21 protein-coding genes are annotated in these 25,520 nt (G+C 66.7%); 16 read left to right on the forward strand and 5 right to left on the reverse strand.

The window, feature by feature from the left end; all coding sequences use genetic code 11:
- Nucleotides 1-138 precede the first annotated feature (138 nt).
- The 5 genes from FHY55_RS08165 (at nt 139) to FHY55_RS08185 (ending at nt 6,976) form a co-directional block, all read left to right on the forward strand.
- The gene (locus FHY55_RS08165; RefSeq protein ID WP_371707558.1) at nt 139-2,658 is read left to right on the forward strand and encodes a penicillin-binding protein 1A; all 2,520 of its coding nucleotides are present in this window, start codon (nt 139-141) and stop codon (nt 2,656-2,658) included.
- Between the two features lie 241 nt (nt 2,659-2,899).
- Entirely contained in the window at nt 2,900-4,024 is a 1,125-nt protein-coding gene (gene prfB / locus FHY55_RS08170) for a peptide chain release factor 2 (RefSeq protein WP_140013714.1), read from the forward strand.
- Nucleotides 4,024-5,415, forward strand: a complete 1,392-nt coding sequence (locus FHY55_RS08175) for an amidase (RefSeq protein ID WP_140013715.1) — start codon at nt 4,024-4,026, stop codon at nt 5,413-5,415. Before prfB ends, FHY55_RS08175 begins: the two co-directional genes overlap by 1 nt.
- Nucleotides 5,416-5,477: 62 nt before the next feature.
- The gene (locus tag FHY55_RS08180; RefSeq protein WP_140013716.1) at nt 5,478-6,071 is read left to right on the forward strand and encodes a hypothetical protein; all 594 of its coding nucleotides are present in this window, start codon (nt 5,478-5,480) and stop codon (nt 6,069-6,071) included.
- A gap of 80 nt (nt 6,072-6,151) precedes the next feature.
- On the forward strand, nt 6,152-6,976 hold the full coding sequence (locus FHY55_RS08185; protein ID WP_140013717.1) for a DUF2189 domain-containing protein: 825 nt from the start codon (nt 6,152-6,154) through the stop codon (nt 6,974-6,976).
- On the opposite strand, the gene FHY55_RS08190 is transcribed toward FHY55_RS08185, so the two are convergent.
- From FHY55_RS08190 to FHY55_RS08210, 5 genes are all read right to left on the reverse strand, one after another.
- On the reverse strand, nt 6,924-7,895 hold the full coding sequence (locus FHY55_RS08190) for an AEC family transporter (protein ID WP_140013718.1): 972 nt from the start codon (nt 7,893-7,895) through the stop codon (nt 6,924-6,926). The genes FHY55_RS08185 and FHY55_RS08190 overlap by 53 nt on opposite strands.
- A 240-nt stretch (nt 7,896-8,135) precedes the next feature.
- On the reverse strand, nt 8,136-8,681 hold the full coding sequence (locus FHY55_RS08195; RefSeq protein WP_140013719.1) for a polymer-forming cytoskeletal protein: 546 nt from the start codon (nt 8,679-8,681) through the stop codon (nt 8,136-8,138).
- Nucleotides 8,671-9,993 (reverse strand): M23 family metallopeptidase, encoded by a 1,323-nt coding sequence (locus tag FHY55_RS08200; protein WP_140013720.1) that lies wholly within the window; start codon nt 9,991-9,993, stop codon nt 8,671-8,673. The genes FHY55_RS08195 and FHY55_RS08200 overlap by 11 nt, the downstream gene beginning before the upstream one ends.
- Before the next feature lie 232 nt (nt 9,994-10,225).
- The gene (locus tag FHY55_RS08205; protein ID WP_140013721.1) at nt 10,226-11,032 is read right to left on the reverse strand and encodes a ferritin-like domain-containing protein; all 807 of its coding nucleotides are present in this window, start codon (nt 11,030-11,032) and stop codon (nt 10,226-10,228) included.
- A 213-nt stretch (nt 11,033-11,245) separates the two neighbouring features.
- Complete coding sequence (locus FHY55_RS08210) at nt 11,246-11,707, reverse strand: peroxiredoxin (RefSeq protein WP_140013722.1); 462 nt, start codon at nt 11,705-11,707, stop codon at nt 11,246-11,248.
- Nucleotides 11,708-11,816: 109 nt separating this feature from the next.
- Here FHY55_RS08210 and FHY55_RS08215 point away from each other — a divergent pair, with 109 nt between their 5' ends.
- From FHY55_RS08215 to FHY55_RS08265, 11 genes are all read left to right on the forward strand, one after another.
- Nucleotides 11,817-15,506 carry an AsmA-like C-terminal region-containing protein gene (locus tag FHY55_RS08215; RefSeq protein WP_140013723.1) on the forward strand — a complete coding sequence of 1,230 codons (3,690 nt, stop codon included), beginning with the start codon at nt 11,817-11,819 and terminating at the stop codon, nt 15,504-15,506.
- Between the two features lie 264 nt (nt 15,507-15,770).
- A complete protein-coding gene (queA, locus tag FHY55_RS08220; RefSeq protein WP_140013724.1) occupies nt 15,771-16,826 on the forward strand; it encodes a tRNA preQ1(34) S-adenosylmethionine ribosyltransferase-isomerase QueA in 1,056 nt (351 codons plus the stop codon).
- A gap of 78 nt (nt 16,827-16,904) precedes the next feature.
- The gene (locus FHY55_RS08225; RefSeq protein WP_140013725.1) at nt 16,905-18,194 is read left to right on the forward strand and encodes an MFS transporter; all 1,290 of its coding nucleotides are present in this window, start codon (nt 16,905-16,907) and stop codon (nt 18,192-18,194) included.
- 51 nt (nt 18,195-18,245) lie between these two features.
- Nucleotides 18,246-18,842, forward strand: a complete 597-nt coding sequence (locus tag FHY55_RS08230; RefSeq protein ID WP_140013726.1) for a DUF924 family protein — start codon at nt 18,246-18,248, stop codon at nt 18,840-18,842.
- A gap of 123 nt (nt 18,843-18,965) precedes the next feature.
- Nucleotides 18,966-20,360: a dihydrolipoyl dehydrogenase gene (lpdA, locus tag FHY55_RS08235; protein ID WP_140013727.1), complete on the forward strand. Its 1,395-nt coding sequence runs from the start codon at nt 18,966-18,968 to the stop codon at nt 20,358-20,360.
- A gap of 243 nt (nt 20,361-20,603) precedes the next feature.
- The gene (gene pcaF, locus FHY55_RS08240) at nt 20,604-21,812 is read left to right on the forward strand and encodes a 3-oxoadipyl-CoA thiolase (protein ID WP_140013728.1); all 1,209 of its coding nucleotides are present in this window, start codon (nt 20,604-20,606) and stop codon (nt 21,810-21,812) included.
- 3 nt (nt 21,813-21,815) lie between these two features.
- Entirely contained in the window at nt 21,816-22,802 is a 987-nt protein-coding gene (gene paaA / locus FHY55_RS08245) for a 1,2-phenylacetyl-CoA epoxidase subunit PaaA (RefSeq protein WP_140013729.1), read from the forward strand.
- Nucleotides 22,803-22,889: 87 nt separating this feature from the next.
- A complete protein-coding gene (gene paaB, locus FHY55_RS08250; RefSeq protein WP_074255158.1) occupies nt 22,890-23,174 on the forward strand; it encodes a 1,2-phenylacetyl-CoA epoxidase subunit PaaB in 285 nt (94 codons plus the stop codon).
- Nucleotides 23,174-23,935 carry a 1,2-phenylacetyl-CoA epoxidase subunit PaaC gene (gene paaC, locus FHY55_RS08255; protein ID WP_140013730.1) on the forward strand — a complete coding sequence of 254 codons (762 nt, stop codon included), beginning with the start codon at nt 23,174-23,176 and terminating at the stop codon, nt 23,933-23,935. Before paaB ends, paaC begins: the two co-directional genes overlap by 1 nt.
- Nucleotides 23,932-24,405: a 1,2-phenylacetyl-CoA epoxidase subunit PaaD gene (gene paaD / locus FHY55_RS08260; RefSeq protein ID WP_140013731.1), complete on the forward strand. Its 474-nt coding sequence runs from the start codon at nt 23,932-23,934 to the stop codon at nt 24,403-24,405. The genes paaC and paaD overlap by 4 nt, the downstream gene beginning before the upstream one ends.
- Nucleotides 24,406-24,418: 13 nt before the next feature.
- Entirely contained in the window at nt 24,419-25,477 is a 1,059-nt protein-coding gene (locus FHY55_RS08265; RefSeq protein ID WP_140013732.1) for a 2Fe-2S iron-sulfur cluster-binding protein, read from the forward strand.
- The last annotated feature ends 43 nt before the right edge of the window (nt 25,478-25,520 follow it).

Here is a 25,520-nt window from a genome sequence, read left to right on the forward strand (position 1 = left end):
TTGCAGCGCGGAGGCACAGGCTCGCAAAACCGTGACCGGCTGCGCGGCAAATGGCCGAATTTGTCATGCAATCTCTTTTGCTTCGCTGGCCCCCATGCCCTATACACTTGGCCTCGGAGCAGACATGGAGCAGGGCACGTGCTCAGATTCTTTACCGGCATCATCGGCGGGCTTTTCGCGCTGATCACCACAGGCGCCGCCTTTGGCGCGCTGATGCTTGGCGCGATTTTCTGGATTTATGGGCGCGATCTGCCGAACCATGAGCAGCTTGCGCAATACACCCCGCCGACCATCAGCCGCATCTACTCGGGTGAAGGCCGGATCATGGATGAATTTGCCCATGAGCGCCGGCTGTATGCCCCCTCCAGCGAAATCCCCGATCTGGTGAAACAGGCCTTCATCTCGGCGGAAGACAAGAACTTCTACACCCACAAGGGTTACGACCCGATGGGCATGATCGCCGCCGCCGTCGACGCCGCCAAGGGCGGGCGGCTGCGCGGGGCCTCGACGATCACCCAGCAGGTGATGAAGAACTTCCTGCTGTCGTCCGACCGCTCCGCCGAGCGCAAGATCAAGGAAATCATCCTCGCCTCCCGCGTCGAGACCGCGCTGAGCAAGGAAAAGATCCTCGAACTCTACATGAACGAGATCTTCCTCGGGCAGAACAGCTTTGGCGTGGCCGCCGCCGCGCAGACCTACTTCAACAAGACGCTGGCCGAGTTGGAGCCCCATGAGGCGGCCTATCTGGCGGTACTGCCCAAGGCGCCCTCCAACTACCACCCGGTGCGCGACAAGGAGCTGGCGACCAACCGGCGCAACTTCGTGCTCAAGGAGATGTATGAGAACGGCTACATCTCTTACGAAACCTACCAATCCGAGCGGCTGATGCCGCTGAAATCGGTGCAAAACGGCGATTACGACAGCTTCAAGAAGGCGCTTCCGCCGCGCGACTACTTCACCGATGAAATCCGCCGCCAGCTTTCCCGCAACTTTGGCGAGGACGAGTTTTTTGGCGGTGGCCTGACGATCCGCGCCACGGTGGACCCGGAGTTGCAGAAGAAGGCGGCGATGGAGCTTCAGCGGGCGCTGGAGCGCTATGACCGTGGCCTTGGCCGCTGGCGTGGCACGGGCAAAACCATAGACACCGCGCTGCTGGAGGATGAGGCCAAGTGGCGCGAGGCGCTGGCCTCGGTTGAAGTCGCGCGTGATGTTGAGCTGGAAAGCGAGTGGCTGCCCGCCGTGGTGCTCAGCGTTGGCGACAATGAGCTTGGCCTCGGGATCGAGGGGGTGGCGATGGACGGGCCGGAGCCGCCGGTTGTGCCGCGCAAGGACATCGCCTGGATGCGGGGCAACTTCCACGAGAACTTCGAGGTCGGCGACGTGGTGCATGTGCGCCGGATGACGCAGGACGGTGCCTTCATCCGCTGGACGCTGCGGCAGGTGCCTGCCGTGCAGGGCGCCTTCATGGCGATGGACGTTGAAAACGGCCGCGTGCTCGCCATGCAGGGCGGGTTCTCCTACCAGCATTCGGTGTTCAACCGCGCCACGCAGGCCACGCGCCAGCCCGGCTCGTCGTTCAAGCCCTTCGTCTATGCCGCTGCGCTGGATTCGGGATACACCCCGGCCACCATCGTTGTGGACGCGCCGATCGAGATCAACACGCCGCAGGGCGTGTGGCGGCCCAAGAACGCCAGCCACAAGTTCTACGGCCCCACGCCGCTGCGCACCGGTATCGAGCAATCGCGCAACCTGATGACCATTCGCCTTGCGCAGGAAGTCGGGATGGAAACCGTGGCGAGCTATGCCGAGAGCTTCGGCGTCTATGACCGACTCGATCCCTTCCTCGCCAATGCGCTGGGGGCGCAGGAGACGACGCTGTTCAAGATGGTCTCGGCCTATTCGATGTTCGCCAATGGCGGCGAGCGGGTGGAGCCGACGCTGGTGGACCGGGTGCAGGACCGTTGGGGCCGCACCATCTATCGCCACGATCAGCGTATCTGCAATGGCTGCCAAACGGCCTCGCTGGCGCCGGGCGAGCTGCCCAAGATCACTGCCAACCGCAAGCAGGCGATTGATGCGATCACCGCCTATCAGCTCACCTCGATGATGCGCGGCGTGGTCGAGCGCGGCACCGCGCGGCGTGCGGTGAGCCTTGGCGTGCCGGTGGCGGGCAAGACCGGCACCACCAACGACGCCAAGGACGTGTGGTTTGTGGGCTTTACCAACACCATCGCCGCGGGCTGCTACATCGGCTATGACCGGCCCCGCACCATGCCGGGGGCCTCGGGCGGCGGCATGTGCGCGCCGGTGTTCAACGCCTTCATGAAGAGTGCCATCGCCAAATACGGTGCCGGCAAGTTTCAGGTGCCGCCGGGCGGCTATTTTGTGAAGATTGACCGTTTCACCGGCGCCCGCCTGTCTGACGGTGCCTCTGGCCCCAACGTGGTGGCAGAGTACTTCCGCGAGGGCGAAGAGCCGATCTTCGGCATGGCCGCCATGCTCGACGGGGGCTTTGCGATGGGGGCCAACCTGCCGATGTTCGCGCAGGGCGAGGAAGACAGCGGCGAGGCTCGCACGGTGACAACCTCCACCGGCAAGAAGGCCCGGATCGCGCCCAAGGCCAGCTTCGGCTCGCTGAGTTCGGGCGGGCTCTACTGAGGGCAGCGCGCCGCCGCCCGCACCACCCCTGCTCATTTTCTTGCTGGAAATATTCCCCGGGGGTGTGGGGGGCTGGCCCCCCGCTTAAAGGCTTGGTGTGGGGAGCTGGCCCCACTGGAGGCGTGTTATAGGCGGCTGGCGCCCGCCCGACGGCCCCCAGCCCACAACCCCTTCCACCATTCTTGCCCCGGGCCGCCCCACGCGGTATCAGGCAGATCGAACGAGCAGAAAGGACTTCCCCATGCGGGCCGAGGCGCAAAACGCGGTAGAGGCGGTAAAGAAATCGCTGGAGCTTCTGGGCCAGCGGATGGACCTTGAAACGGCCCAGCACCGGCTGGAAGAGTTCAACGCCCGCACCGAAGACCCGGACCTGTGGAATGACCCGGCCAAGGCGCAGAAGCTGATGCGCGAGCGGCAGATGCTGGTGGACGCGATGGACACCTACAACGGCATCTCTCAGGAGCTGGAAGATAACGTCGAGCTGGTCGAGATGGGCGAGGCGGAAGAGGACGCCGATGTTGTGACCGAGGCCGAGAACGCCCTGATCGCGCTGGAAAAGCGCGCCGCCGCCAAGGAGTTGGAGGCGCTGCTGAACGGCGAGGCCGATGGCAACGATACCTTCCTCGAGATCAACGCGGGCGCGGGCGGCACCGAGGCCTGCGATTGGGCGCAGATGCTGCAACGGATGTATGTGCGCTGGGCCGAGAAGCGCGGCTTCAAGGTGGAGCTGCAATCCGAGGAAGCAGGCAGCGAGGCGGGGATCAAATCGGTCTCCTACAAGATCAGCGGCACCAATGCCTATGGTTGGCTGAAGTCGGAGAGCGGCGTGCATCGCCTCGTGCGCATCAGCCCCTTCGGCAAGGGCACGCGGGAAACCTCCTTTGCCTCCGTCTGGGTCTACCCGGTGGTGGATGACAACATCGAGATCGAGGTGAACCCGGCCGACATTCGGATCGACACCTACCGCTCCTCCGGCGCGGGCGGCCAGCACGTGAACACCACCGACTCCGCCGTGCGGATCACCCACGCGCCGACCGGCATTGTGGTGACCAGCTCGGAAAAATCGCAGCACCAGAACCGCGACATCGCCATGAAGGCGCTGAAGAGCCGCCTCTACCAGATGGAGCTCGACAAGCGGAACGAGGCGATCAACGCCGCTCATGAGAGCAAGGGCAGCGCCGGTTGGGGCAACCAGATCCGCAGCTACGTGCTTCAGCCTTACCAGATGGTGAAGGATCTGCGCACCAACCACGAAACCTCCGACACCTCCGGCGTGCTTGATGGCGATCTGGACGAGTTCATGGCCGCGACGCTGGCGATGGACGTGTCCGGCAAGAGCCGGAGCGAGGCGCAGGCCGAGGGCTGATGGCGCTCACCGACCTCTCCGCTGTTGCGCTCGCAGGGGCGCTCGCGCGGCGCGAGGTGGGGCCGGTGGAGGTGATGGAGGCCACGCTGGCCCGCGTGGCCGAGGTGAACCCCTCGATCAACGCGATTGTCTCCCTGCGAGACGAGGAGGCGCTGCTGGCCGAGGCGCGGGCGGCGGAGGCGGCGGGGCCGGGTGGCGCGCTCTGGGGCCTGCCGATGGCGGTGAAAGACCTCGTTGCAACGAAGGGCCTGCGCACCACATGGGGCAGCCCGGTTTATGCCGATCACCTGCCCAAGGCCGATGACCTGATCGCCGCGCGCATGCGAGCGGCTGGGGCAATCTTTATCGGCAAGACCAATGTCCCCGAGTTCGGGCTTGGCTCGCACAGCTACAACCCGGTCTTCGGGGTGACACGCAACCCCTATGACGGCGCGCGCACGGCGGGCGGCTCCTCCGGCGGGGCGGCGGCGGCGTTGGCGGCGCGGATGGTGGCGCTGGCAGATGGCTCCGACATGATGGGAAGCCTGCGCAACCCGGCGGCCTGGTGCAATGTCTATGGCATGCGGCCCAGCCACGGGCTGGTGCCGGGCGATCCGGTGGGGGAGATGATGCTGCACCCGCTCTCCACCCTCGGCCCGATGGCACGCACACCCCAAGACCTCGCCCTGCTGCTCGGCGTCATCGCCGGGCCAGACCCGTTGCAGCCGACGGGCGCGGCGTTCACCCCCGGCGGCGAAGGCCCGCGCGGCAAACGCATCGGCTGGCTGGGTGACTGGGGCGGCGCATGGCCGATGGAGCCGGGGCTGCTGGAGCGCGGGGAGGCGGCGGCAGCGTTGTTTGAGGGCTTGGGGGCTGTGGTGGAGCCGGTGGCCCCGCCATTCCCCGCCGCGAAGCTCTGGGAGAGCTGGGTGGCGCTGCGGGCCTGGGCGGTGGCCGCCAAGCAGGGCGCGCTGCTGGACGATGCGGCGAATGCAGGCAAGCTGAAGCCTGCGCTGATCTGGGAGATCGAGCAGGGCAGGGCGCTCTCGGCGGCGGAGGTGCTGGCGGCCAGCGCCATCCGCTCGGAGTGGTATCGCGCAGCCGCCCGGATGTTTGCCCGCTATGACGCGGTGATCCTGCCCTCCACACAGGTCTGGCCCTTCGACGCCGGGATCGACTGGCCCCGCGAGGTGGCGGGCGTGGCCACAGACACCTACCACCGCTGGATGGAATGCGTGGTTCCCGCCTCGCTCATCGGCCTGCCGGTGGTGAACCTGCCCGCCGGCTTCGGCGCAGCCGGCCTGCCCGCAGGCGTGCAGCTGATGGGGCCGCGCGGAGCTGATGGGGCGCTCCTGGCGCTGGCCGAGGCCTATCACGCCGCTACCGATTGGCCAGCGAAGGCTCCGGGCTGATCTTGACTTAAGGTCAACCGCACCCCACCCTGCCGCAATTGAAATGCCTAGGGGGGACTTCCATGCCATACGCACGACGGACCTGGACCATCAATGAACTGGTCCGCTTGCTCTCAAACCCGGTGAGCGCGCCAAGCGGCCCTGCGGCTCATTCGGCCAAACATGGGGTCGAGGGTGAGCTGGCTTCGCACCCGCTGTTTCAGAAAGCGCGGGTAGAGGCGCATGTTTACGACGGCAGGAAGAGCGACCTCAACGCCAGCTACCATGAGAAAAACCCCGATGGCACTTGGGTGCACAGCAACAGCCAGCGTAAGCAGCATCCGCTGCCCTCGCCTGAGGTGGGCCGCCACTCGACGATGTCTGCCCTCGACATGGCAACAGCCCTCATGCGCGCCTTCAACACGGCCCAGATGCAGCCTCATCTCGCCACGCTCGATGGCGGATCGGACATGAAAGTGAACGTCAACTTCAACCTGCCCATCGGCAACGGCCTCGCCCATCGCACCGGCCATGGCACGGCAAACGTTGGGGTGCGGTCGCTCTTTGTCTACTGCAAGCCCAATCCGGGCAACGCCGACCTGCCGATCTTCCAGACGGTCGTGCCGAAGGATCAGCTGGCGGGTCCGGGGGGCAGCACGCCTCTCGTCACCGTCTGAAGCCGGAGCCAGCCCCTTGAACCGGGCCGGGGTTTGGGGGCAAATACCGGCGGAAACGCGCGAGCATGGATGGAGGATACATGCTTGACGCCACATATGCCGAAGCCGCCCCAAAGCCGGAGGTTGCCCGGCTGAGCTTTGCCGACCTGCGCGCCGCCCTCGCCGCCGGCTGGCGGGACTTTACCCGTGCACCGCAGTTTGGCCTGTTCTTCGCGCTGGTCTACGCGCTGGGCGGCTTTGCCATGGTCAAGCTCTCGCTCGGCCATGTCGCCACGGTGCTGATCCTCAGCCTCGGCTTTCCGCTCATCGCGCCCTTCGCGGCTGTCGGGCTTTACGTGGTGTCCCGCCGCCTTGCGCGGGGCGAGCGGCTGGCCTTTGGGGGGCGCAACGGGGTGCTGCTCAGGGTCTGGCGCGAGCGGGCGCGGCAGATTCCGTGGATCGGGGCGATCATCGTGATCTACTTCCTGTTTTACACCTTCTTCGCCCATATGCTCTTTGCCGTCTTCCTCGGCCCGCGGGCCCTGATCAACATCACCGACGGTTTGAGCGCGCTGATGACGCCGGAAGGCTACCGGCTGATCGCGGTGCAGATCCTCTTTGGCGCGGTGGTGGCGCTGCTGCTCTACGCGCTCACCGTCGTTTCCATCCCCTTCGCGCTCGACCGGGAGGTCGATTTCATCACCGCCATGCTGGTGAGCCTCGCGGTGGTGCGCGAGAACAAACTGGTGATGCTCGCCTGGGCGGCGCTGCTGGCGGGGCTGCTCTTTGCGGCCATGCTGCCGTGGTTCCTAGGCTTGCTCATCGCCCTGCCGGTGCTGGGGCACGCCACCTGGCACCTTTACGAGCGGGCGCTCATCCACCCGCCGGGGTCTGTGGCAAGCCCAGGAGCGCCAGAAGGGCTGTGAGCGTGACGAAGCTGACCAGCGTTTGCAGCAGCAGCACGGCGGCCGGTGTTGTTACCTCGCCGTAGCGGCGGGCGAGCACCGGGTAGATCGACATCGCGGGCAGGGCTGTCATCACCAGCAGGGCCGGGCCCAGGGCGGCGGGCTGCGGGGTGAGGCCGAGCGCGGCGAGGGCGGCGAGCAGGGCGTAGGCGAGGGCGGGCATCACCAGCAGCTTGGCGGCGGTGATCGTCCAGGCCAGCGCGCCCAGGTCGCGCAGGGTGAGGGCCGCCAGCCCGCCGCCGATCACCACCAGCGAGACGGCGGCCGAAGAGTTGGCGACGATGTTCACCGGCCCGGTCACCACCTGCGGCAGGGGAAGGCGCAGCGCGGCCACGGCGAGCCCGGCAAAGAGCGCGAGGATCACCGGGGAGGTAGCAAGGCGGCGGGCGATGAGCGGGGCAATCGCGGTGCCGCTGCCCCCGGCGCGGGCCTTCTCGGCCTCGGCCAGCGCCAGCACCAGCGGGATCATCACGAGGTTTTCGAAGCTCATGTTCAGCGCCAGCGCATGCTCGGCCAGATCGGGCAGGGCAAGGCCCAGCATCGGGTAGCCGACGAAGCCGGAGTTCGCGCAGCTCATCCCCATCGCCCCGAAGGTCGCCGCAGTGGGCGAGCAGCCAAAGGCCCGCCGCAAGAGCCAGTATCCGCCGCCAAAGAGGCCCAGCGAGGTGAGGAGCAGCACCAGCAGGTAGGCCGCGTCAAAGGTCTCCCCCACGGGGCGGGAGGAGACCGCGCGGAAGATCAGCGCGGGCAGGGCGCAGGTGACCACATAGGCCCCCAGCACGTCGAGGGCGGAGGTGTTGAACACGCCGCGCCGCACTAGCAGCCAGCCAAGGGCGATCAGGGCAAAGATGGTGCCGGAGATGGAGAGAACCTGAACCATGTCGCCGAGGTATGAGCGCAGAACCCCGCCGCTGCAAGTCGCTACACATGTTCATTTTCTTGCTGAAAATATCCAAGACCATCGGCACAACGGGCGCTACAGCCGATCAGGTGGCGCTGCCGTCGCAAGGCTGTGGCCTCCCGAGCGCAGCGAGGCCACCGAAGGCCCCGAGCGCAGCGAGGCCCCTGAACGCAAAAAGGGCGCCCGAAGGCGCCCTTTCGATCTTGGGGTTCAAACCACTCAGCCCTGGGCTTTGGCCTCCGGGGTCGGGAGCGGCTTGGGGGCGGCGTTGGTGCCGGAGGCGAGCGGGTCGTCCTGCCGTTGCACCGAGCCCTCGAAGTGGGCACCGCTCTCTATGGCGATGGTTTTGTGGATGATGTCGCCTTCCACGCGGGCGGTGGAGGTGAGGCGCACCTTGAGGCCGCGCACACGGCCAACCACGCGACCGTTGACCACAACGTCATCGGCGAGGCATTCGCCGCGCACGGTGGCACCTTCGCCGACGGTCAGCAGGTGGGCGCGAATGTCGCCCTCCACGGTGCCCTCGATCTGGATGTCGCCGGTGGTCTTGATGTTGCCGACGATGGTGAGATCGGACGACAGGGTCGACGCGGGCGGCTTGGCTTTTGGCGTGCTTGAGCCAGCGCTGCTGCTGCCCGATGCGGGCGCGCTGCTGGGCGGCGTGGTGGGCTGCTTGCTGCTGCCCGAGCTGTCGGCTGTGGTGGATTTTCCGGGCTCGGCACTTGCGCCGGAGCCAGGCTCGTTGATCCTGGATTTAGAAAACATCTTGTCCTGCCTTGATGTAGGTCATCGGGTTCACCGGCTTGCCGCCGACCCGGACTTCGTAGTGGAGGTGGTTGCCGGTGGACCGACCGGTGGTTCCCATATCACCGATGCGATCGCCGCGCGAGATCCTTTGGCCCACTTTTACGCGAGCCTTGCTCATGTGTGCGTAGCGCGTTTCGATGCCGAATTCGTGCTGGATCGTCACCAGGATGCCCCAGCTGCCGCGGCGCCCGGCCCAGGTGACGACACCATCGCCGCCAGCGTAGATCGGTGTGCCCTTCGGCCCGGCGAAATCGGTGCCGTTGTGCATCCGGCCCCAGCGCGGCCCGAAGCCGGAGGTGAAGCGGTAGGAATCTTTCACCGGGATCGAGAAGGGGGCCTTGGTGGCCGCGATGCGGTAGAGGTCCATCCGCTCGAGCCCCTTGAGGATGCGGTTGGCCCGGCTCTGGCCCATGTCGAGCGGCATGCCCTTGGTCGAGAAGGTCAGCGGGGTCAGCGGGCCGCCCTGGCCCGAGTAGCCGCGCTTGACGGTCGAGATCAGCTGGTCGGGCGGCAGCCCGGCGTCGCGGAACATCTTGTCGAGCGGCGCCACGGAGACGGTGAGCGCCTCTTCGAGCTGAGAGAAGATCTGGTCGTTGCGGTCCAGAATAAGCTCGCGCTCGAAGGCGAGGGCCTGTGCTTCTTCGCGGGCGGCAGCGGCGGTGTCGGCCATCGCGTCGCGCTCGCGTGCGGTGCTTTGCAGGGCCTCGGTGAGGAAGTCGACGGTGCCTTCCACATCAGTCAGGCGGCCGTCGGTGGTTTTGGCAGAGCCGGTGGCGCCTTCGAGCGTGGCGATGGCTTCGGCCTGCCCCTCAAGCGCGGCGTCACGCTCTTTCATGGTGCGGCGCAGGGTGGCCTGCACCACGCCGATGCCGGTTTCCAGTTCGCGGCGGCGATCTTCGGAGGCGAGCAGTTGCGACTGCATCACCGAGATCTGCGCCAGCGCGGCGTTGAAACGCTCCTGCGCGGCGGCGGCCTCTTCGGCGCGGGCGTCGCGCTGGGTGGAGAGGGCGTTGAGGCGCATCTCGTAGCTGCGCTGTTCGCGCTTGGCCTGCTCGCGGAACGAGCCGGAGCCGATCGAATCCATCAACAGAACTGCGGTGGCGATGATCGCCCAGCCGACAACCAGCGCGGAGCCGGCGAGCGCAATCAGCTGCGTCTCGGGCTTGAGCCGGATGAACCGGGTCTCGGTGTCCGAGCGCAGAAAGAGCCGCTGCTCGGGCAAGTGGCGCTCAAGGGCGCTGTGCAGGCGATGCAAGACGCGTGCTTTCAATGATCCGTTCCTGTTCCCGTACCCCAAATACGTCCGCCGGGCCCCCAGCCGCCCAAACGAATTGCAGCCCTGTTACCCCACCCGGCTTGCTGATGGCAAGTTTTGCTGCCCGCACAAGAGGGTTAACGCCGGAAAGGAGGGTGTGATTCGGCGAATTCTTGCCGATTATTTGCCCTGTGAAATATCATCTGCGGCAGGCTGACGCGGAGCGGCGCCGTGCAGGGCGCGCGGGTTACTCGACCAGCGGCCAGTAAAAGTCTGGTGGCATCCCGGCCTCGGCGCGCTTTTCCTCGTTGAAGGGCGGCTTGGGCCCGCCGGGAAAGTAGCGGCGCACAAGGGTGTGAAACGCCTCTTTCGGGTCCAGCCCGTCGCGCCCGCAGAGCCAGTTGAACCACTTGGCCCCATAGGCAACGTGGCTGACCTCTTCGGCGTAGATCACCTTCAGCGCCGCGACGGCGGATGTGGCCCCGGCCTTGGAGAAAAGTTCAATCATTCCGGGGGTTACATCGAGCCCACGGGCCTCGAGCACCATCGGCACCACGGCGAGGCGGGCGGGCAGATCATGGGCGGTGTCGGCGGCGGCGCGCCACATGCCGGCGTGGGCATCAAGGTCGCCGTAGCCCATGCCCAGCTCGCGCAGGCAATCGTCCATCAGCATGAAATGGCGGCTCTCGTCATCGGCGGCGCGCACCCAATCGTCATAAAAGCCGAGCGGCATCGGCGTGTCGGTAAAGCGGGCGACAACATCCCAGTGCAGGTCGATGGCGTTCAGCTCGATATGGGCGACGGCGTGAAGAATGGCCTTGCGGCCCGCCTCGGTGCCGGGGCGGCGGCGGGGCACGTCGCGCGGGTCGAGCAGGGCGGGCTTGGCGGGGCGGGCAGGGGCATCGGGCGGCGCGGCCTTGCCCAGCGGCAGCGGCGCATCGGCGTCGCGGGAGGCCAGCCAGAGGGCGGCGTTGCGGCGCGACAGCTCGGCCTTGCCGCGCCCCTCGGGGCAGGTGAGAACTTCGGTGGCGAGGGCAGCGAGGGTCTGGGTCATGCGGGGGTTCTAGGGGAGGTGGGTGGCGGGGGGAAGCCGTGCAGCGCCGACCCGCGGGGTGGCGTATGCAACGGCTGTCCGTGGCACTTTATGGTGCCGTGGTCTTCTTCCCTTCGTGGGGCGCGCCTGCCTCGCGGAGGCGCCGCCCCGGGGGGCGGGTCGGCGCTGCACGGCGCCTTCGGCTTGATTCCGTGCAGGGTGGCGCCGCGACGCTCAGAGCGCCTTCACCGCCTCCAACACCTCTTCGACGTGGCCTTTGACCTTCACCTTGCGCCACTCGCGCACCACCGTGCCTTCGCCGTCGATCAGGAAGGTGGAGCGCTCTATGCCCATGCTTTTCTTGCCATACATGTTTTTCTCGACCCATGTGCCATAGGCCTCGCAAACCGCGCCGTCTTCATCGGCGACCAGCGGAATGCCGAGCTCGTGCTTGGTGATGAACTTTTCGTGCTTGGCCACGGTGTCGCGGCTGACGCCGACGATCTTGGCCCCTGCCGCCTCGAACTCTTCCAGCGCGGCGGTGAACTCGATGGCCTCGGTGGTGCAGCCCGGCGTATCGTCACGCGGGTAAAAATAAAGCACCACGGCAGAGGGCCGCAGGGCAGAAAGGGCAAGCTCGCCGCCGCCGTCGCGGGGCAGGGTGAAATCGGGGGCTGTCTGGCCAGTGAGGTCCATTGCGTCTTCTCTCCTGTTCAAGGCGCTTCTCAAACCGCGCCGCTCCTGCGAATATGGGCCTTAAGAGCAGACAGGCCAGAGCGCCGGGACACAAGGACAAAGAAGGCCGATGAGCCCGCCGAAGGACATGCCCGAAAAGGCACCGCTCGAAGAGCGCGCGCGGTGGTTTGATGCCGCCGCCGAGGCCGAGCGGCTGGCAGCGGCGCAGGAGGCCGCCATGCGGCTGGGGCCTGCGGCCCCCTGCGAGGGCACGCCGTTGCAGCCACTGGGCGCGGCAGACCCGGCGGAGGGCACGCTGTGCGGGCCGCTCCTGCTGACGCCGGAAAAGATTGGGCTGGAGGCAGAGCTGCCCGCCGAAAGTGCCGCCCCCGCCCTCGGTGCGGCGGAGGTGCCGGTGACGGGCGGGGCCGAGGTGGTGGCCGCGCTGCGCCGGGACGGGGCGCTGGACCGGCCCGACGACACCGGCGAAGACAGCCACGATGCCCCCATTCGCCCGCGGCGGCGCATCCGCAAACGCCGACTGCTGGCCAAGCCGCTGATCTGGGCCTTCGACGTGGCCGTGCTCTGCGTGGTTGCCGTGATCCTCGCCATTCTGCTCACCGCTGGCCGGGAACTGCCCGCGCCGGAGTGGCTGGCCGAACGGGTGGAGGCACGGCTGAATGAGGGGCTCGGCGGAGCCACGGTGGAGATGGGCGGGCTCTACGTGATCTTTCAGCGCACCGCGCTGCCCCGTGTCACCTTCCGCGAGGTGGATATTCGCGCCGCCGATGGCAGCCATATTGCCCATGTTCCCGCGCTGGGCGCGACGCTTGACAAGGGCGCCTTGCTGAAAGGGCAGGTGCAGCCGCGTGCGGTGATCATCAGTGGCGCGGCGATGCAGGCCTCGCGCGACCGGGAGGGCAACTTTGATCTGCGGCTCGGCAGCGCGGAGTTGAACTGGCAGGGCGCGGGCAACCTTGCCGAACTGCTGGCCCGGGTGGATGCGATGCTGGCCCTGCCCAGCTTTCAGCCGATCGAGGAAATCCGCGCCGATCAGCTGGTGCTGGAGTTTGCCGATGCCCGCTCGGGGCGGGAGTGGGTGCTTTACAACGGCGAGCTGGTGATTGCGCAGGATGCCGAGAAGGTTTCGGCCCGGCTTGCGCTGCAACTGGCGGGCGAGGAGGTGCCGGAGGGGGCCGAGGAGCGGGCCGAGTTTGAGGTCGCCCCGGCCACGGTTGCACTCACCTTCAGTTCGCAGAAGGGCTCCACCGCTGCCGAGCTGGGCGCGAACATCGAGGGCGTGGGCGCGCAGGACGTGGGCACGCTGAGCCCCGCCACCGCGTTCCTCGCGCTGCTCGATGCGCCGATCTCGGGGGCGATGCGGGCGAAGGTGGATGAGGCTGGAACGCTGGCCGAGCTGGCCGGGCAGCTGGAGATCGGGGCGGGCAGCATCGAGCCGGGGCAGGGGCAGGCGGCCATCGCGCTGGACGGCGGGCGCAGCTACTTTCGCTATCAGCCAGACGCCGCCCGGCTGGTGTTTGACGAGCTGCGCCTCGCGGCACCTGACGGGGCCTTCACCGCCAGCGGGCAGGCCTATCTTGAGGGCATGGAGGCCACCGGCTGGCCGACCGACCTTGTGGGCCAGCTGGCCTTCTCGGAGGTGCGGCTGGACCCGACAGGCATTTTTGCCGAGGGCCTCAGCTTTCCCTCTGGCGCGCTTGATCTAAAGCTCTCGCTCGACCCGTTCAACCTGCGGATCGGCCAGATGGTGCTGGAGGGCGAGGATGTGACGATCCGCGCCCGGGGCCGCGCCCGCCCGGTGCCCGAAGGCTGGGAGGCGGCGGTGGATGTGGAGGTGGACCGGATCGGCCATGAGCGGCTGCTTTCGCTCTGGCCGCTGGGGCTGGCCACCAAGACCCGCGACTGGATTTCCGAGCGGGTGCAGGCGGGCGAGCTGTTCAACGTGAAGGGCGCGCTCAGGGCCAAGCCGGGCGAGGCGCGCCCGGTTGTGAGCCTTGTCTATGAGTTCAAGGGCGGCGAGGTTCTGGTGCTGCCCACGCTGCCGCCGGTGCAGGGCGCGACGGGCTACTCCTCGATCTCCGAGGATGCCTATACGATGTCGCTGGACGCGGGCCATATCGACGCGCCGGAGGGCGGGCGGATCGACGTGGCGGGCACGGTGCTGCGGGTGCCGGATGTGCACAAGGAGCCGGCCGATATGGAGGTGCATCTGCTCTCGGAAAGCAGTGCAACGGCGGTGCTCTCGATTCTCGATCAGGAGCCGTGGCGGTTTATCTCCAAGGCCGATCAGCCGGTGGACATGGCCGAGGGCCGCGCCGCGCTGGATGGGGTGATCCGCTTTCCGCTGATCAAGGACGTGCCGCAGCAGCTGATCGACTTTCGCGTTGGCGGCGTGCTGACCGGGGTGCGCTCGACCAAGGTGGTGCCCGGGCGCACGCTCACCGCCGAGCGGCTGGAGGTGCTGGCTCACGGCGAGGAGATCGTGATCGAGGGGCCGGGGCGGATCGAGGGCCTGCCGATCACCGCCGCCTGGGTGCAGCCCATCGACAAGCCGGGGCCGCAGCCGAGCCGGGTGGAAGGCACGATCGAGCTCAGCCAGGCCTTTGTGGACAGGTTCAACATCGGGTTGCCCAAGGGCATGGTGTCGGGCGCGGGCACCGGGCAGTTCACCATTGATCTGGAGCGGGGCCGCGCGCCGCGTTTCAGCCTGCACTCCGATCTCAACCGGATGGGGCTGACGATCCGCGAGCTGGCGTGGAGCAAGGGGCGGGCGACGAAGGGCTCGCTTCAGGTGTCAGGCCAGCTTGGCGAGCCGCCCTCGATTGACAGCCTGTCGATCTCGGCACCCGGCCTCTCGGCAGAGGGACGGGTGCGGCTGAACCCGGGCGGCGGGCTGCGCACGGCAGAATTTTCGCGGGTGAAGGCGGGTCGCTGGATTGACGCGCCGGTGACGCTGACCGGGCGCGGCAAGGGCGTGACCCCGGCAGTGACGGTGCGCGGCGGCTGGGTCGACATCCGCCGCACCTCCTTTGCCCAGGGCGGCGGCGGGGGCACGGCGGGCGCACCGATGAACCTTTCGCTCGACCGGCTGATCATTTCTGACGGCATCTCGCTGCGCGGCTTTCGCGCCGAGCTGAAGACACGGGGCGGGCTGAACGGCAAATTCACCGGCACCGTCAACGGCGCGGCGCCGGTTTCGGGCACGCTGGTGCCCTCGCGCGGAAAGACGGCGGTGCGGATTTCTTCGCAGGATGCGGGGCGGGTGTTTCGGGCCGCCGGGCTGTTCAGGAAGGGCCGGGGTGGGGCGATGCAGCTGACCTTGGTGCCCCGCGCCGAACCGGGGCAATACAATGGCGAGCTGAAGGTGCAGAACGTACGGGTCCAGAGCGCCCCCGGCCTCGCCGCGCTGCTCAACGCGATCTCGGTTGTCGGGCTGGTGGAGCAGCTCAACGGCTCGGGCCTGCTGCTGGCGAACACGGTAGTCAACTTCCGGCTCACCCCCAATGCGGTGCAGATCAACCACGGCTCCGCCGTTGGCCCCTCGGTGGGGATTTCGATGGCAGGGGTTTACGACATGAACCGCGATTACATGTCGGTGCAGGGGGTGTTTTCGCCGATCTACGTGGTCAACGGGATCGGGCGGATCATCTCGAAGCGCGGCGAAGGGTTCTTTGGCTTCAACTACAAGATGACCGGCCCGGCGGCGGGCCCGAAGGTGAGCGTGAACCCGCTGTCGGTGCTGACTCCGGGGATCTTCCGCGAGATCTTCCGCCAGCCGCCGCCGAGGCTGGCGAATTAGGCGGCTGGGCCAATCCGGGCGGCCCTCCTGCTTTGCGCCGCGCCATCGGTGGGGCGTGTCACCGGTGGGAGGCCAGCCCCCCGCACCAAGCGATTAGCGGGGGGCCAGCCCCCCGCACCACACGATCAGCGGGGGCCAGCCCCCCGCACCCCCCGGGATACTTTCAGCAAGAAAATGAGCAGGGGGGCGTTAACCTTGATTTTTGGTCAAGGCGGCTCGGGTTGGGGCTTGTGTCGGGGGGGCTGGCGCTTGTAGGGCGCGGGCATGAAGCTGGATGATTTTGATTTTGACCTGCCCGAAGAGCTGATCGCCGTGCGCCCCGCCTATCCGCGCGGGGCCTCACGGCTGTTGGTGGCCGGGGCCGATTGGATTGATGACCGGGGGGTGGGCGATATTTGCGACTACCTGCGGCCCGGCGACCGGCTGGTGCTGAACAACACCAAGGTGATCCCGGCGCGGCTTTCGGGTGTGCGGCGGCGCGACTCGGCGCAAGGCATGGTTGAGGCGCGGGTGGAGGTGACGCTGCTGGAGCCGGGCACGGGCGGCGAGTGGCTGGCGCTGGCGCGGCCCGCCCGCAAGGTGAAGCCGGGCGAAGTGGTGGAGTTTGGCGCCGGGCTGAAGGCCGAGGTGCTCAGCCGCGACGGGGGCGAGGTGCGGCTGCGGTTTTCTGCCGAGGGCGAGGCCTTTGACGCGGCGCTGGAGCAGGTCGGCGCGATGCCGCTGCCGCCCTATATCGCCGCGCGGCGGGTCGCCGATGAGGCCGACCGCGAGGATTATCAGACGGTCTTTGCCAAACATACCGGCGCTGTGGCCGCACCGACCGCCTCGCTGCATTTCGACGCCGCATTGCTGGCGCGGATCGAGGCGATGGGCGTGGGGCTGACGGAGGTGACGCTGCACGTGGGGGCGGGCACCTTCTTGCCAGTGACGGTGGAGGATGTGACAACCCACCGTATGCACGCCGAGCGTGGCGAGGTTACGGCGCAGGCGGCCGATGAGATCAACGCCACCAAGGCGGCGGGCGGGCGGATCATCCCCGTGGGCACCACCGCGCTGCGGCTGATCGAGAGCGCGGCCGCGGGCCCGGGCCGGATTGCGCCGTGGCAGGGGGAGACCGATATCTTCATCTACCCCGGCTTTCAGTTTGCGCTGACAGACGCGCTGATGACCAATTTCCACCTGCCCAAGAGCACGCTGATGATGCTGGTCTCGGCGCTGATGGGGCAGGAGCGGATAGGCGAAATTTACCGCCATGCCATAGAAGCGCGATACCGCTTCTTCAGCTATGGCGACAGCTCGCTGCTGCTGCCGGGCGAATAACGACAGGGCGTGTCGCTGTGAAGCGGTTACCCCCGGAGCCGATGGGCCATCTGGGGCGAAGCAAGGAAAGGCCGGATAATGATTAAGGTGATCGCAAGTACCTGGGCGCTGCTGATCGGCGTGATGCTGCTGATGGTGGGCAACGGTGTGCAGGGCACGCTGCTGGGTATCCGCGGCTCGCTGGAGGGGTTTTCGACCCTGCAGATGTCATTCGTGATGTCGGCCTATTTCGTGGGCTTTCTTGGCGGCAGCCGGATGGCGCCGGAGATGATCCGCCGGGTCGGCCATGTGCGGGTGTTTGCGGCGCTTGGCAGCTTTATCAGCGCGGTGCTGATCCTCTACCCGACGGTGGCCAACCCCTGGGCCTGGATGGTGGGGCGGGTGATCATCGGTTTTTGCTTCTCGGGCGTTTACGTGACCGCCGAGAGCTGGCTGAACAACTCGGTGACCAACGACATCCGCGGCAAGGCGCTTTCGCTCTACATGATCGTGCAGATGGTGGGGATCGTGGCGGCGCAGTTCCTGCTAGTGGCGGGCGACCCGACCGGCTTTGTGCTCTTCGTGATCCCGAGCGTGCTGGTTTCGATCTCCTTCGCACCGATTTTGCTGAGCGTGCAGCCCACGCCCGCGTTTGACACCACCAAGCCGCTCTCGTTGATCGAGCTTTACCACGTGTCGCCGCTTGGCATGGTGGGCGCCTTCCTGCTTGGCGGGGTCTATGCCGCCATGTTCGGCATGTCGGCGGTCTTTGCCACGCAGGCTGGCTTTTCGGTGGTGGAAACCTCCACCTTCGTGGCCTCGATCTACGTTGGCGGGCTACTGATGCAATATCCCATCGGCTGGGTCAGCGACCGGATGGACAGGCGGTTGCTGATTGCCATGCTCGGCATTGGCGGTGCGCTCGCCGGGGCCTTCGGGCTGGTGTTTGGCGGGGCCTTCGTTGCCGTGCTCGTTGCGGGCTTCATGATCGGGGGCATGAGCAACCCGCTCTATGCGCTGCTCATCGCCTATACCAACGACTTTCTGGAGGTTGATGACATGGCCGCCGCCTCGGGCGGGCTGATCTTCATCAACGGGGTGGGGGCGATTGCGGGGCCAATCGTGACCGGTTGGTTCATGGGGCTGATCGGGCCGCTTGGCTTTTTCGTCTACATCGCTCTCCTGATGACGGCGGTGGCGGGCTATGCGTTTTGGCGGATGACCCGGCGTCCGGGTGTTTCGGTGGAAGACACAGGCTCCTACGCACCGGTCTTGCCCTCGTCCACGGCGGTGGCTGTGGATATGGCCCAGGAATACTTCGTGGAAGGGCTTGAGGAGGACGCCGAGGAGGAGGCATCTGCCGAAGAGGGCGCAGAAGCCCGCCCCTGACAGTTGTGCGGCCCGCCGTCGCATGCAAGTCTGGAGGTGGGAGGATTGTGCATGGTCGAGCCGGAAGAGATTTGCCGGTTCTGGGTCGATGAGATTGGCCCGGACGGCTGGTATGTTCAGGATGAGGCGCTGGATGCGGACATCCGCGCGCGCTTTCTGGAAAGCTGGGAAGCGGTGGCCGCCGGTGCGCGGCTGCCTTGGGGCTGGACGGCGCGCGAGGTGCTGGCCCGGCTGATCCTCGTGGATCAGTTCCCGCGCAACATGTTTCGTGGGGACGGGCGCAGCTTTGACACCGATGGGATGGCGCGCGAATGGTCCAAATGGGCCGTGGCCGAGCGCAAGGATGCCCGGGTAACGGGCCTGGCGCAGCAGTTTTTCTACCTGCCGCTGATGCACTCGGAGGTGTTGGCCGATCAGGATGCGGCGGTGCGGCTGTTTCTGACCCGGATGCCGGGGACCGACAATCTGCGCCACGCGCGGGCGCATCGGCAGGTGATCCGCGACTTTGGCCAGTTTCCCTATCGCAACGCGGCGCTTGGGCGGCCCTCAAGCGCGCGCGAGTTGGCCTATCTGGAGGCAGGGGGCTATCGGTGGTCGCTCAACCACGTCGATGACGCGGGCGGCGGAAGCTGGGGCTCGCACGAGTAAGGTGCTGTTTGCGCTTGTGTTTCGCGCAGCCGCGCGGGTGCGGCATATCTGTGCGGGGCAGGGGCTATCGCCGGGTGGCGAAAATAGTTTAATACCAAACTAGTTTTAGAACGGGAGAGAATCATGGCCTCGCAAAGCTTCGACCTGATCGTCATCGGCGCCGGCCCCGGCGGCTATGTGGCCGCGATCCGCGCCGCCCAGCTCGGGCTGAAGGTGGTTTGTGTGGAGCGCGAGAACCTTGGCGGCATCTGCCTCAACTGGGGCTGCATCCCGACCAAGGCGCTGCTGCGCTCGTCCGAAGTGTTTCACCTCATGCACCGGGCCAAGGATTTTGGCCTGAAGGTCGAGAAGGCCGACTATGACCTCGACGCCGTGGTCAAGCGCTCGCGCGGCGTGGCCGCGCAGATGGAAGGCGGCATCAAGCACCTGTTCAAGAAGAACAAAGTCACCTCGATCATGGGTGAGGCCAAGATCACCGGGAAGGGCAAGGTTTCGGTCAAGACCGAGAAGGGCACCGAGGAGCTGACCGCCAAGAATATCGTGGTGGCCACCGGCGCCCGCGCCCGCGAGCTGCCCGGGCTGGAGGCCGATGGTGATCTGGTCTGGACCTACCGCCACGCGCTGACCCCCAAGCGGATGCCCAAGAAGCTGCTTGTGATCGGCTCCGGCGCGATCGGCATCGAGTTTGCCAGCTTCTACAACACGCTCGGGTCTGACACGACCGTGGTGGAAGTGATGGACCGCGTGCTGCCGGTGGAAGACAAGGATATTTCCGCCTTCGCCAAGAAGCAGTTCACCAAGCAGGGCATGAAGATCATGGAAAAGGCCATGGTCAAGCAGCTTGACCGCGCCAAAGGCAAGGTCACGGCCCATATCGAGGTGGGCGGCAAGGTGGAGAAGCATGAGTTTGACACCGTGATCTCCGCCGTGGGGATCGTCGGCAATGTCGAAGGCCTCGGGCTGGAAGAGCTGGGCGTGAAGATCGACCGGACCCACGTGGTGACCGATGAATACTGCCAGACCGGGGTGGAGGGCGTTTACGCCATTGGCGACATCGCCGGGGCTCCGTGGCTGGCGCATAAGGCGAGCCATGAGGGCGTGATGGTGGCCGAGAAGATCGCCGGGCAGCATGTGCATCCGATCAAGCCGGGCAGCATCGCGGGCTGCACCTATTGCCACCCGCAGGTGGCGAGCGTCGGCATGACCGAGGAGAAGGCCAAGGAGGCCGGATACGAGCTGAAGGTGGGGCGCTTCCCCTTCATCGGCAACGGCAAGGCTGTGGCGCTGGGCGAGCCGGAGGGCATGGTGAAGACGGTGTTCGACGCCAAGACCGGCGAGCTCTTGGGCGCCCACATGGTCGGCGCAGAAGTGACCGAGCTGATCCAGGGCTACGTGGTGGGCCGCCAGCTTGAGACCACCGAAGAAGACCTGATGCACACGGTCTTCCCGCATCCGACGCTCAGCGAGATGATGCATGAGTCCGTGCTGGAGGCTTACGGGCGGGCTATTCACATTTAACGCGGAAAGCGAGAGCTTTCTGCGACGGTGGGCGGCAGTGGATCGCGCAGCGATCTGCGAAAGCCGATACCGTTGAAGATGAGGGGCGTCCTGCGGGGCGCCCTTTTTGCTGTGCGGTGCGGGTGGCCGCAAATGGTCATTGGTTACCGAAAGCATAGCTAACTAAGATTTCGGTAACGTATTGCTTGCGCCGAATCCCCTGCGGGCGTAGTTTCGGCGCAAGCGAGCAGGGAGGAGCAAGCCATGGCCGGAGAGGCTTTCATTTGTGACGGGGTGCGCACGGCGATTGGCCGCTATGGCGGGGCGCTATCTTCCGTGCGGGCGGATGACCTTGCCGCGGTGCCGATCAAGGCGCTGATGGCGCGCAACACCGGGCTCGACCCTGCGGCGATTGACGATGTGATCTATGGCTGCGCCAACCAAGCGGGGGAAGACAACCGCAACGTGGCGCGGATGGCGCTGCTGCTGGCGGGCCTGCCCGAGACGGTGCCGGGGGCGACGATCAACCGGCTTTGCGCCAGCGGGATGGATGCCATCGGCACCGTGAGCCGCGCGATCAAGGCGGGCGATTATGACCTCGCCATTGCAGGCGGCGTCGAGAGCATGAGCCGCGCGCCTTTCGTCATGGGCAAGGCGACCTCGGCGTTTTCCCGTGCCGCCGAGATGTATGACACCACCATTGGCTGGCGCTTTGTGAACAAGGCGATGAAGGCGGCCTACGGCGTGGATTCCATGCCCCAAACCGCCGACAACGTGGCCGCCGATTGGGGCGTGAGTCGCGAGGATCAGGATGCCTTTGCCGCCCGCAGCCAAGCCCGTTGGGCCGGGGCGGATGCGGCGGGCGTGTTTGCGGAAGAGATCGTTCCCGTCGAGGTGCCCCAGCGCAAGGGCGAGCCGGTTGTGGTGGATCGTGACGAGCACCCGCGCCCCGGCACCACGGCAGAGCAGCTCGGGCGGCTCAAGGGCGTGAACGGGCCGGAGCTGACGGTGACGGCCGGCAATGCCTCTGGCGTCAATGACGGGTCGGCGGCGCTGCTGGTGGCGAGCGAGGGCGCGGCCCATGTGCATGGGCTCAAGCCGCTGGCGCGGATTGTAACGATGCAGTCGGCAGGCGTGGCGCCACGGGTGATGGGCGTGGGGCCGGTGCCGGCGGTGCGCAAGGCGCTGGCCAAGGCCGGGCTTTCCATCGAGCAGATGGATGTAATCGAGCTGAACGAGGCCTTCGCCGCGCAGGGCCTCGCCGTGCTGCGCGACCTCGGCGTTGCCGATGACGCGGCGCATGTGAACCCCAACGGCGGGGCCATCGCCATCGGCCACCCGCTCGGCATGAGCGGTGCGCGGATCGTGCTGACAGCGGCCCGCGAGCTTCAGCGGCGCGGCGGCAAATATGCGCTCTGCACCATGTGCGTGGGCGTGGGGCAGGGGGTTGCCCTGATCATTGAAAGGGTCTGACCGATGTATGCACAGATGATCAAATCTGAGGGCGGAAAGAGCCGCGAGGAGATGAGCCCCGAGGAGGCGGCGTTTCAGGATCGGATCGACGCGGGCGAAACCATCGAGCCGATGGATTGGATGCCCGAGGGCTACCGGAAAACGCTGATCCGCCAGATCGGGCAGCACGCGCATTCCGAGATCGTGGGGCAATTGCCGGAGGGCAACTGGATCACCCGCGCGCCGACGCTGGAGCGCAAGGCGATCCTGCTGGCCAAGGTGCAGGACGAGGCGGGGCATGGGCTTTACTTGTATTGCGCGGCGGAGACGCTGGGGATTTCGCGCGACGACATGACGGAGCAGCTGCTCTCGGGGCGGATGAAGTATTCGAGCATCTTCAACTACCCGACGCTGAGCTGGGCCGATATCGGCGCGGTCGGCTGGCTGGTGGATGGTGCGGCGATCATGAACCAGGTGCCGCTGCAACGCACGAGCTACGGCCCCTATTCCCGCGCGATGATCCGGATCTGCAAGGAGGAGTCGTTTCACCAGCGGCAGGGGTTCGACATCATGATGAAGATGGCGAAGGGGACGGAGGCGCAGCGCCGGATGGCGCAGGATGCGCTGGATCGATTCTGGTATCCCTCGCTGATGATGTTCGGGCCGAGCGATGCAGAGAGCGTGCATTCGGCGCAGAACATGGCTTGGCGGATCAAGATCAACGGCAATGACGAGCTGCGCCAGAAGTTCGTGGACCAGACGGTGCCGCAGGCGGAATTCCTCGGGCTGACGGTGCCCGACGAGCACCTGAAGTGGAACGAGGAGAAGGGCGGCTACGACTTTTCCGAGCCGGATTGGGAGGAGTTCTTTGCCGTTCTGAAGGGCGCAGGCCCGGAGAGCGCCGAGCGGATGAAGGCACGGCAGGACGCGTGGGATGAGGGGCAATGGGTGCGCGATGCAATGAGCGCCCATGCGGCGAAAAAGGCGGCCCGGCGGGAAGCGGCGGAGTAGTTGCGTCATCCTCGGGCCTGACCCGAGGATCTCTTGGAATGAGGCCCTCGGGTCAGGCCCGAGGATGACGGTGAAAGGGAGAGAGCGATGAGCAGGGAATGGCCGTTATGGGAGGTGTTCATCCGGGGCAGCCACGGGATGAGCCATCGGCATGTGGGGAGCTTGCACGCGGCGGATGCCGAGCACGCGCTGCTTTCGGCACGGGATGTCTATACGCGGCGCAACGAGGGGGTTTCGATCTGGGTCGTGCCCTCGGTGCAGATCACCGCGTCGAACCCCGATGACAAGGGGCCGTTCTACGAGCCGTCGCAAAGCAAGGTTTATCGGCATCCCAGCTTCTTCGACATCCCCGACGACGTGGGGGCGATGTGATGCTGGATGCGGGCTTTGATCCGGTCGAGGCGCTGGCGCTGCGGATGGGAGACAATGCGCTGATCCTCGGCCATCGCGTCTCCGAGTGGTGCGGCCATGCGCCGGTGCTGGAGGAGGATATTGCGCTGGCCAACATCGCGCTCGACCTGATCGGGCAGGCGCAGCTCTGGCTGGGGCTGGCGGGAGAGGCGAGGGGCAAGAGCGCGGATGAGCTGGCATTTTTGCGCGACGTCTGGGACTTCCGCTGCCTGCTGCTGGTGGAGCAGCCGAACGGGGATTTCGGGCGCACGGTGATGCGGCAGTTTCTGTTCGACGCGTGGCATGTGGAGATGCTGCGGGGGCTTTCCGGCTCGTCGGAGCCACGGGTTTCGGAGATTGCACAGAAGGCGCTGCGGGAGGTGGAGTATCACCTTGAGCGGTCCTCGGCGCAGGTGGTTGCGCTGGGCGATGGCACCGAGGAAAGCCACACCCGGATGCAGGCGGCGCTGGATTGGCTCTGGCCCTGGGCGGGCGAGGCGCTGGTGGCCGATCCGGTGGATGCGGCGCTGGCGGAGGCCGGCATTGCGCCTGCGCCCGAGGCCCTGCGGCCGGCCTGGGACGCGACGCTTCGGCGGGTGCTGGGCGAGGCGACGCTCACGCTGCCGGAGAGCGACTTTGCCCATCGGGGCGGCAAGGACGGCAAGCGACATTCGGAGGCCTTGGGGCATTTGCTGTGCGAGATGCAGTGGCTCCAGCGCGCCTATCCGGGGGCGGCGTGGTGAGCGAGGCCAAAGCGCGGCTGTCGGAGGCCGAGGCTTGGCAGGTGCTGGCGGGCGTGCCGGACCCGGAGATCCCGGTGATTTCACTGGTGGACCTCGGGGTGATCCGGGGCGTGGGCTACGAGGGCGATACGCTCGTTGTGCGTGTCACCCCGACCTATTCGGGCTGCCCGGCGACCGCCGTTATCAACATGGATATCGAAACCGCGCTGCGGGCGGCAGGGGTGGAACACCTCGAATTGCGCCGCCAACTCGCGCCGCCGTGGACGACCGATTGGCTCAGTGCCGAGGGTCGCGCCAAGCTGGAAACCTACGGCATCGCGCCGCCCCAGCCCGCGGGTGGGCCGGAGCGCTGCCCGCGTTGTGCCTCCAAAAACCTCCATAAGATCAGCCAGTTCGGCTCCACCCCCTGCAAGGCGCAGTGGCGGTGCGGCGACTGCCTCGAACCCTTCGACTACTTCAAATGTATCTGAAAGGGCACCGGATATGGCCCAATTCCTCCCCCTCACCGTGACCGATGTGCGCCCCACCACCCGCGAGGCGGTGGTGGTGACGCTCCAGCCCGACGATTGGGAGGCCTTTGCCTTCACCCAAGGGCAATACCTGACCTTTCGCCAAGAAATCGACGGCACCGAGATCCGGCGCAGCTATTCGATCTGCTGTGGCGTGGGCGAGGGGTTGCAGGTGGGGATCAAGCGGGTCGAGGGCGGGGCGTTTTCGAGCTGGGCGAATGACAATTTGAAACCGGGGATGCGGCTGGAGGCGATGCCGCCTGCGGGGCGGTTTTTTGTGCCGCTGGGCGAGGCGGCGCGGCATTACCTTGCCTTCGCGGGCGGCTCGGGGATCACCCCTGTTCTGTCGCTCATCCGCACCACGCTGGCCGCCGAGCCTGCGAGCCGCTTTACGCTGGTTTATGCCAACCGAGCGGCGGCGACGGTGATGTTCCGCGAGGAGCTGGAAGACCTGAAAAACCTGCACATGGGACGGCTTCAGGTGGTGCATGTGCTGGAGCATGACGGGCAGGAGGTGCCACTGTTTTCGGGCCGGGTTGACGGCGAGAAGGTGCGCGCGCTGTTTGCCGGGCTGATCGAGCCGGAGGGCGTGGATGTGGCCTTCATCTGCGGGCCAGAGCCGATGATGCTGGCGATTTCGGAGGCCTTGCGGGCGGCGGGGCTGCGTGAAGATCAGATCCGGTTCGAGCTGTTCAAATCCGACCAGCCGGGTCGGTTGCCGCAACGCGCGGCGGCGGCTGTTGCGGCGGGGGCTAGCGGGGCGGAAGCGAAGGTGACGCTGGATGGCGTGACGCGGACGCTGACGGTGGAGCCGGGGCAGACGGTGCTGGAAGCCGGGCTTGCGGCCTCAATGGAGGTGCCGTTCGCTTGCCGCGCGGGCGTGTGCTCCACCTGCCGCTGCCGGGTGCTGGAGGGCGAGGTGGAGATGGCGGCGAATTACGCGCTGGAGGACGACGAGGTGGCCAAGGGCTATGTGCTGAGCTGCCAGAGCCATGTGATCTCTGATCGTGTGGTGGTGAGCTACGACGCCTAGCGCCCGCCGTGCCGTGAGGCAGCGCGCCGTGCGGTGGGCAGAT

The sequence above is a fragment of the Oceanicola sp. D3 genome (assembly GCF_006351965.1).
Taxonomy (GTDB): Bacteria; Pseudomonadota; Alphaproteobacteria; order Rhodobacterales; family Rhodobacteraceae; genus Vannielia.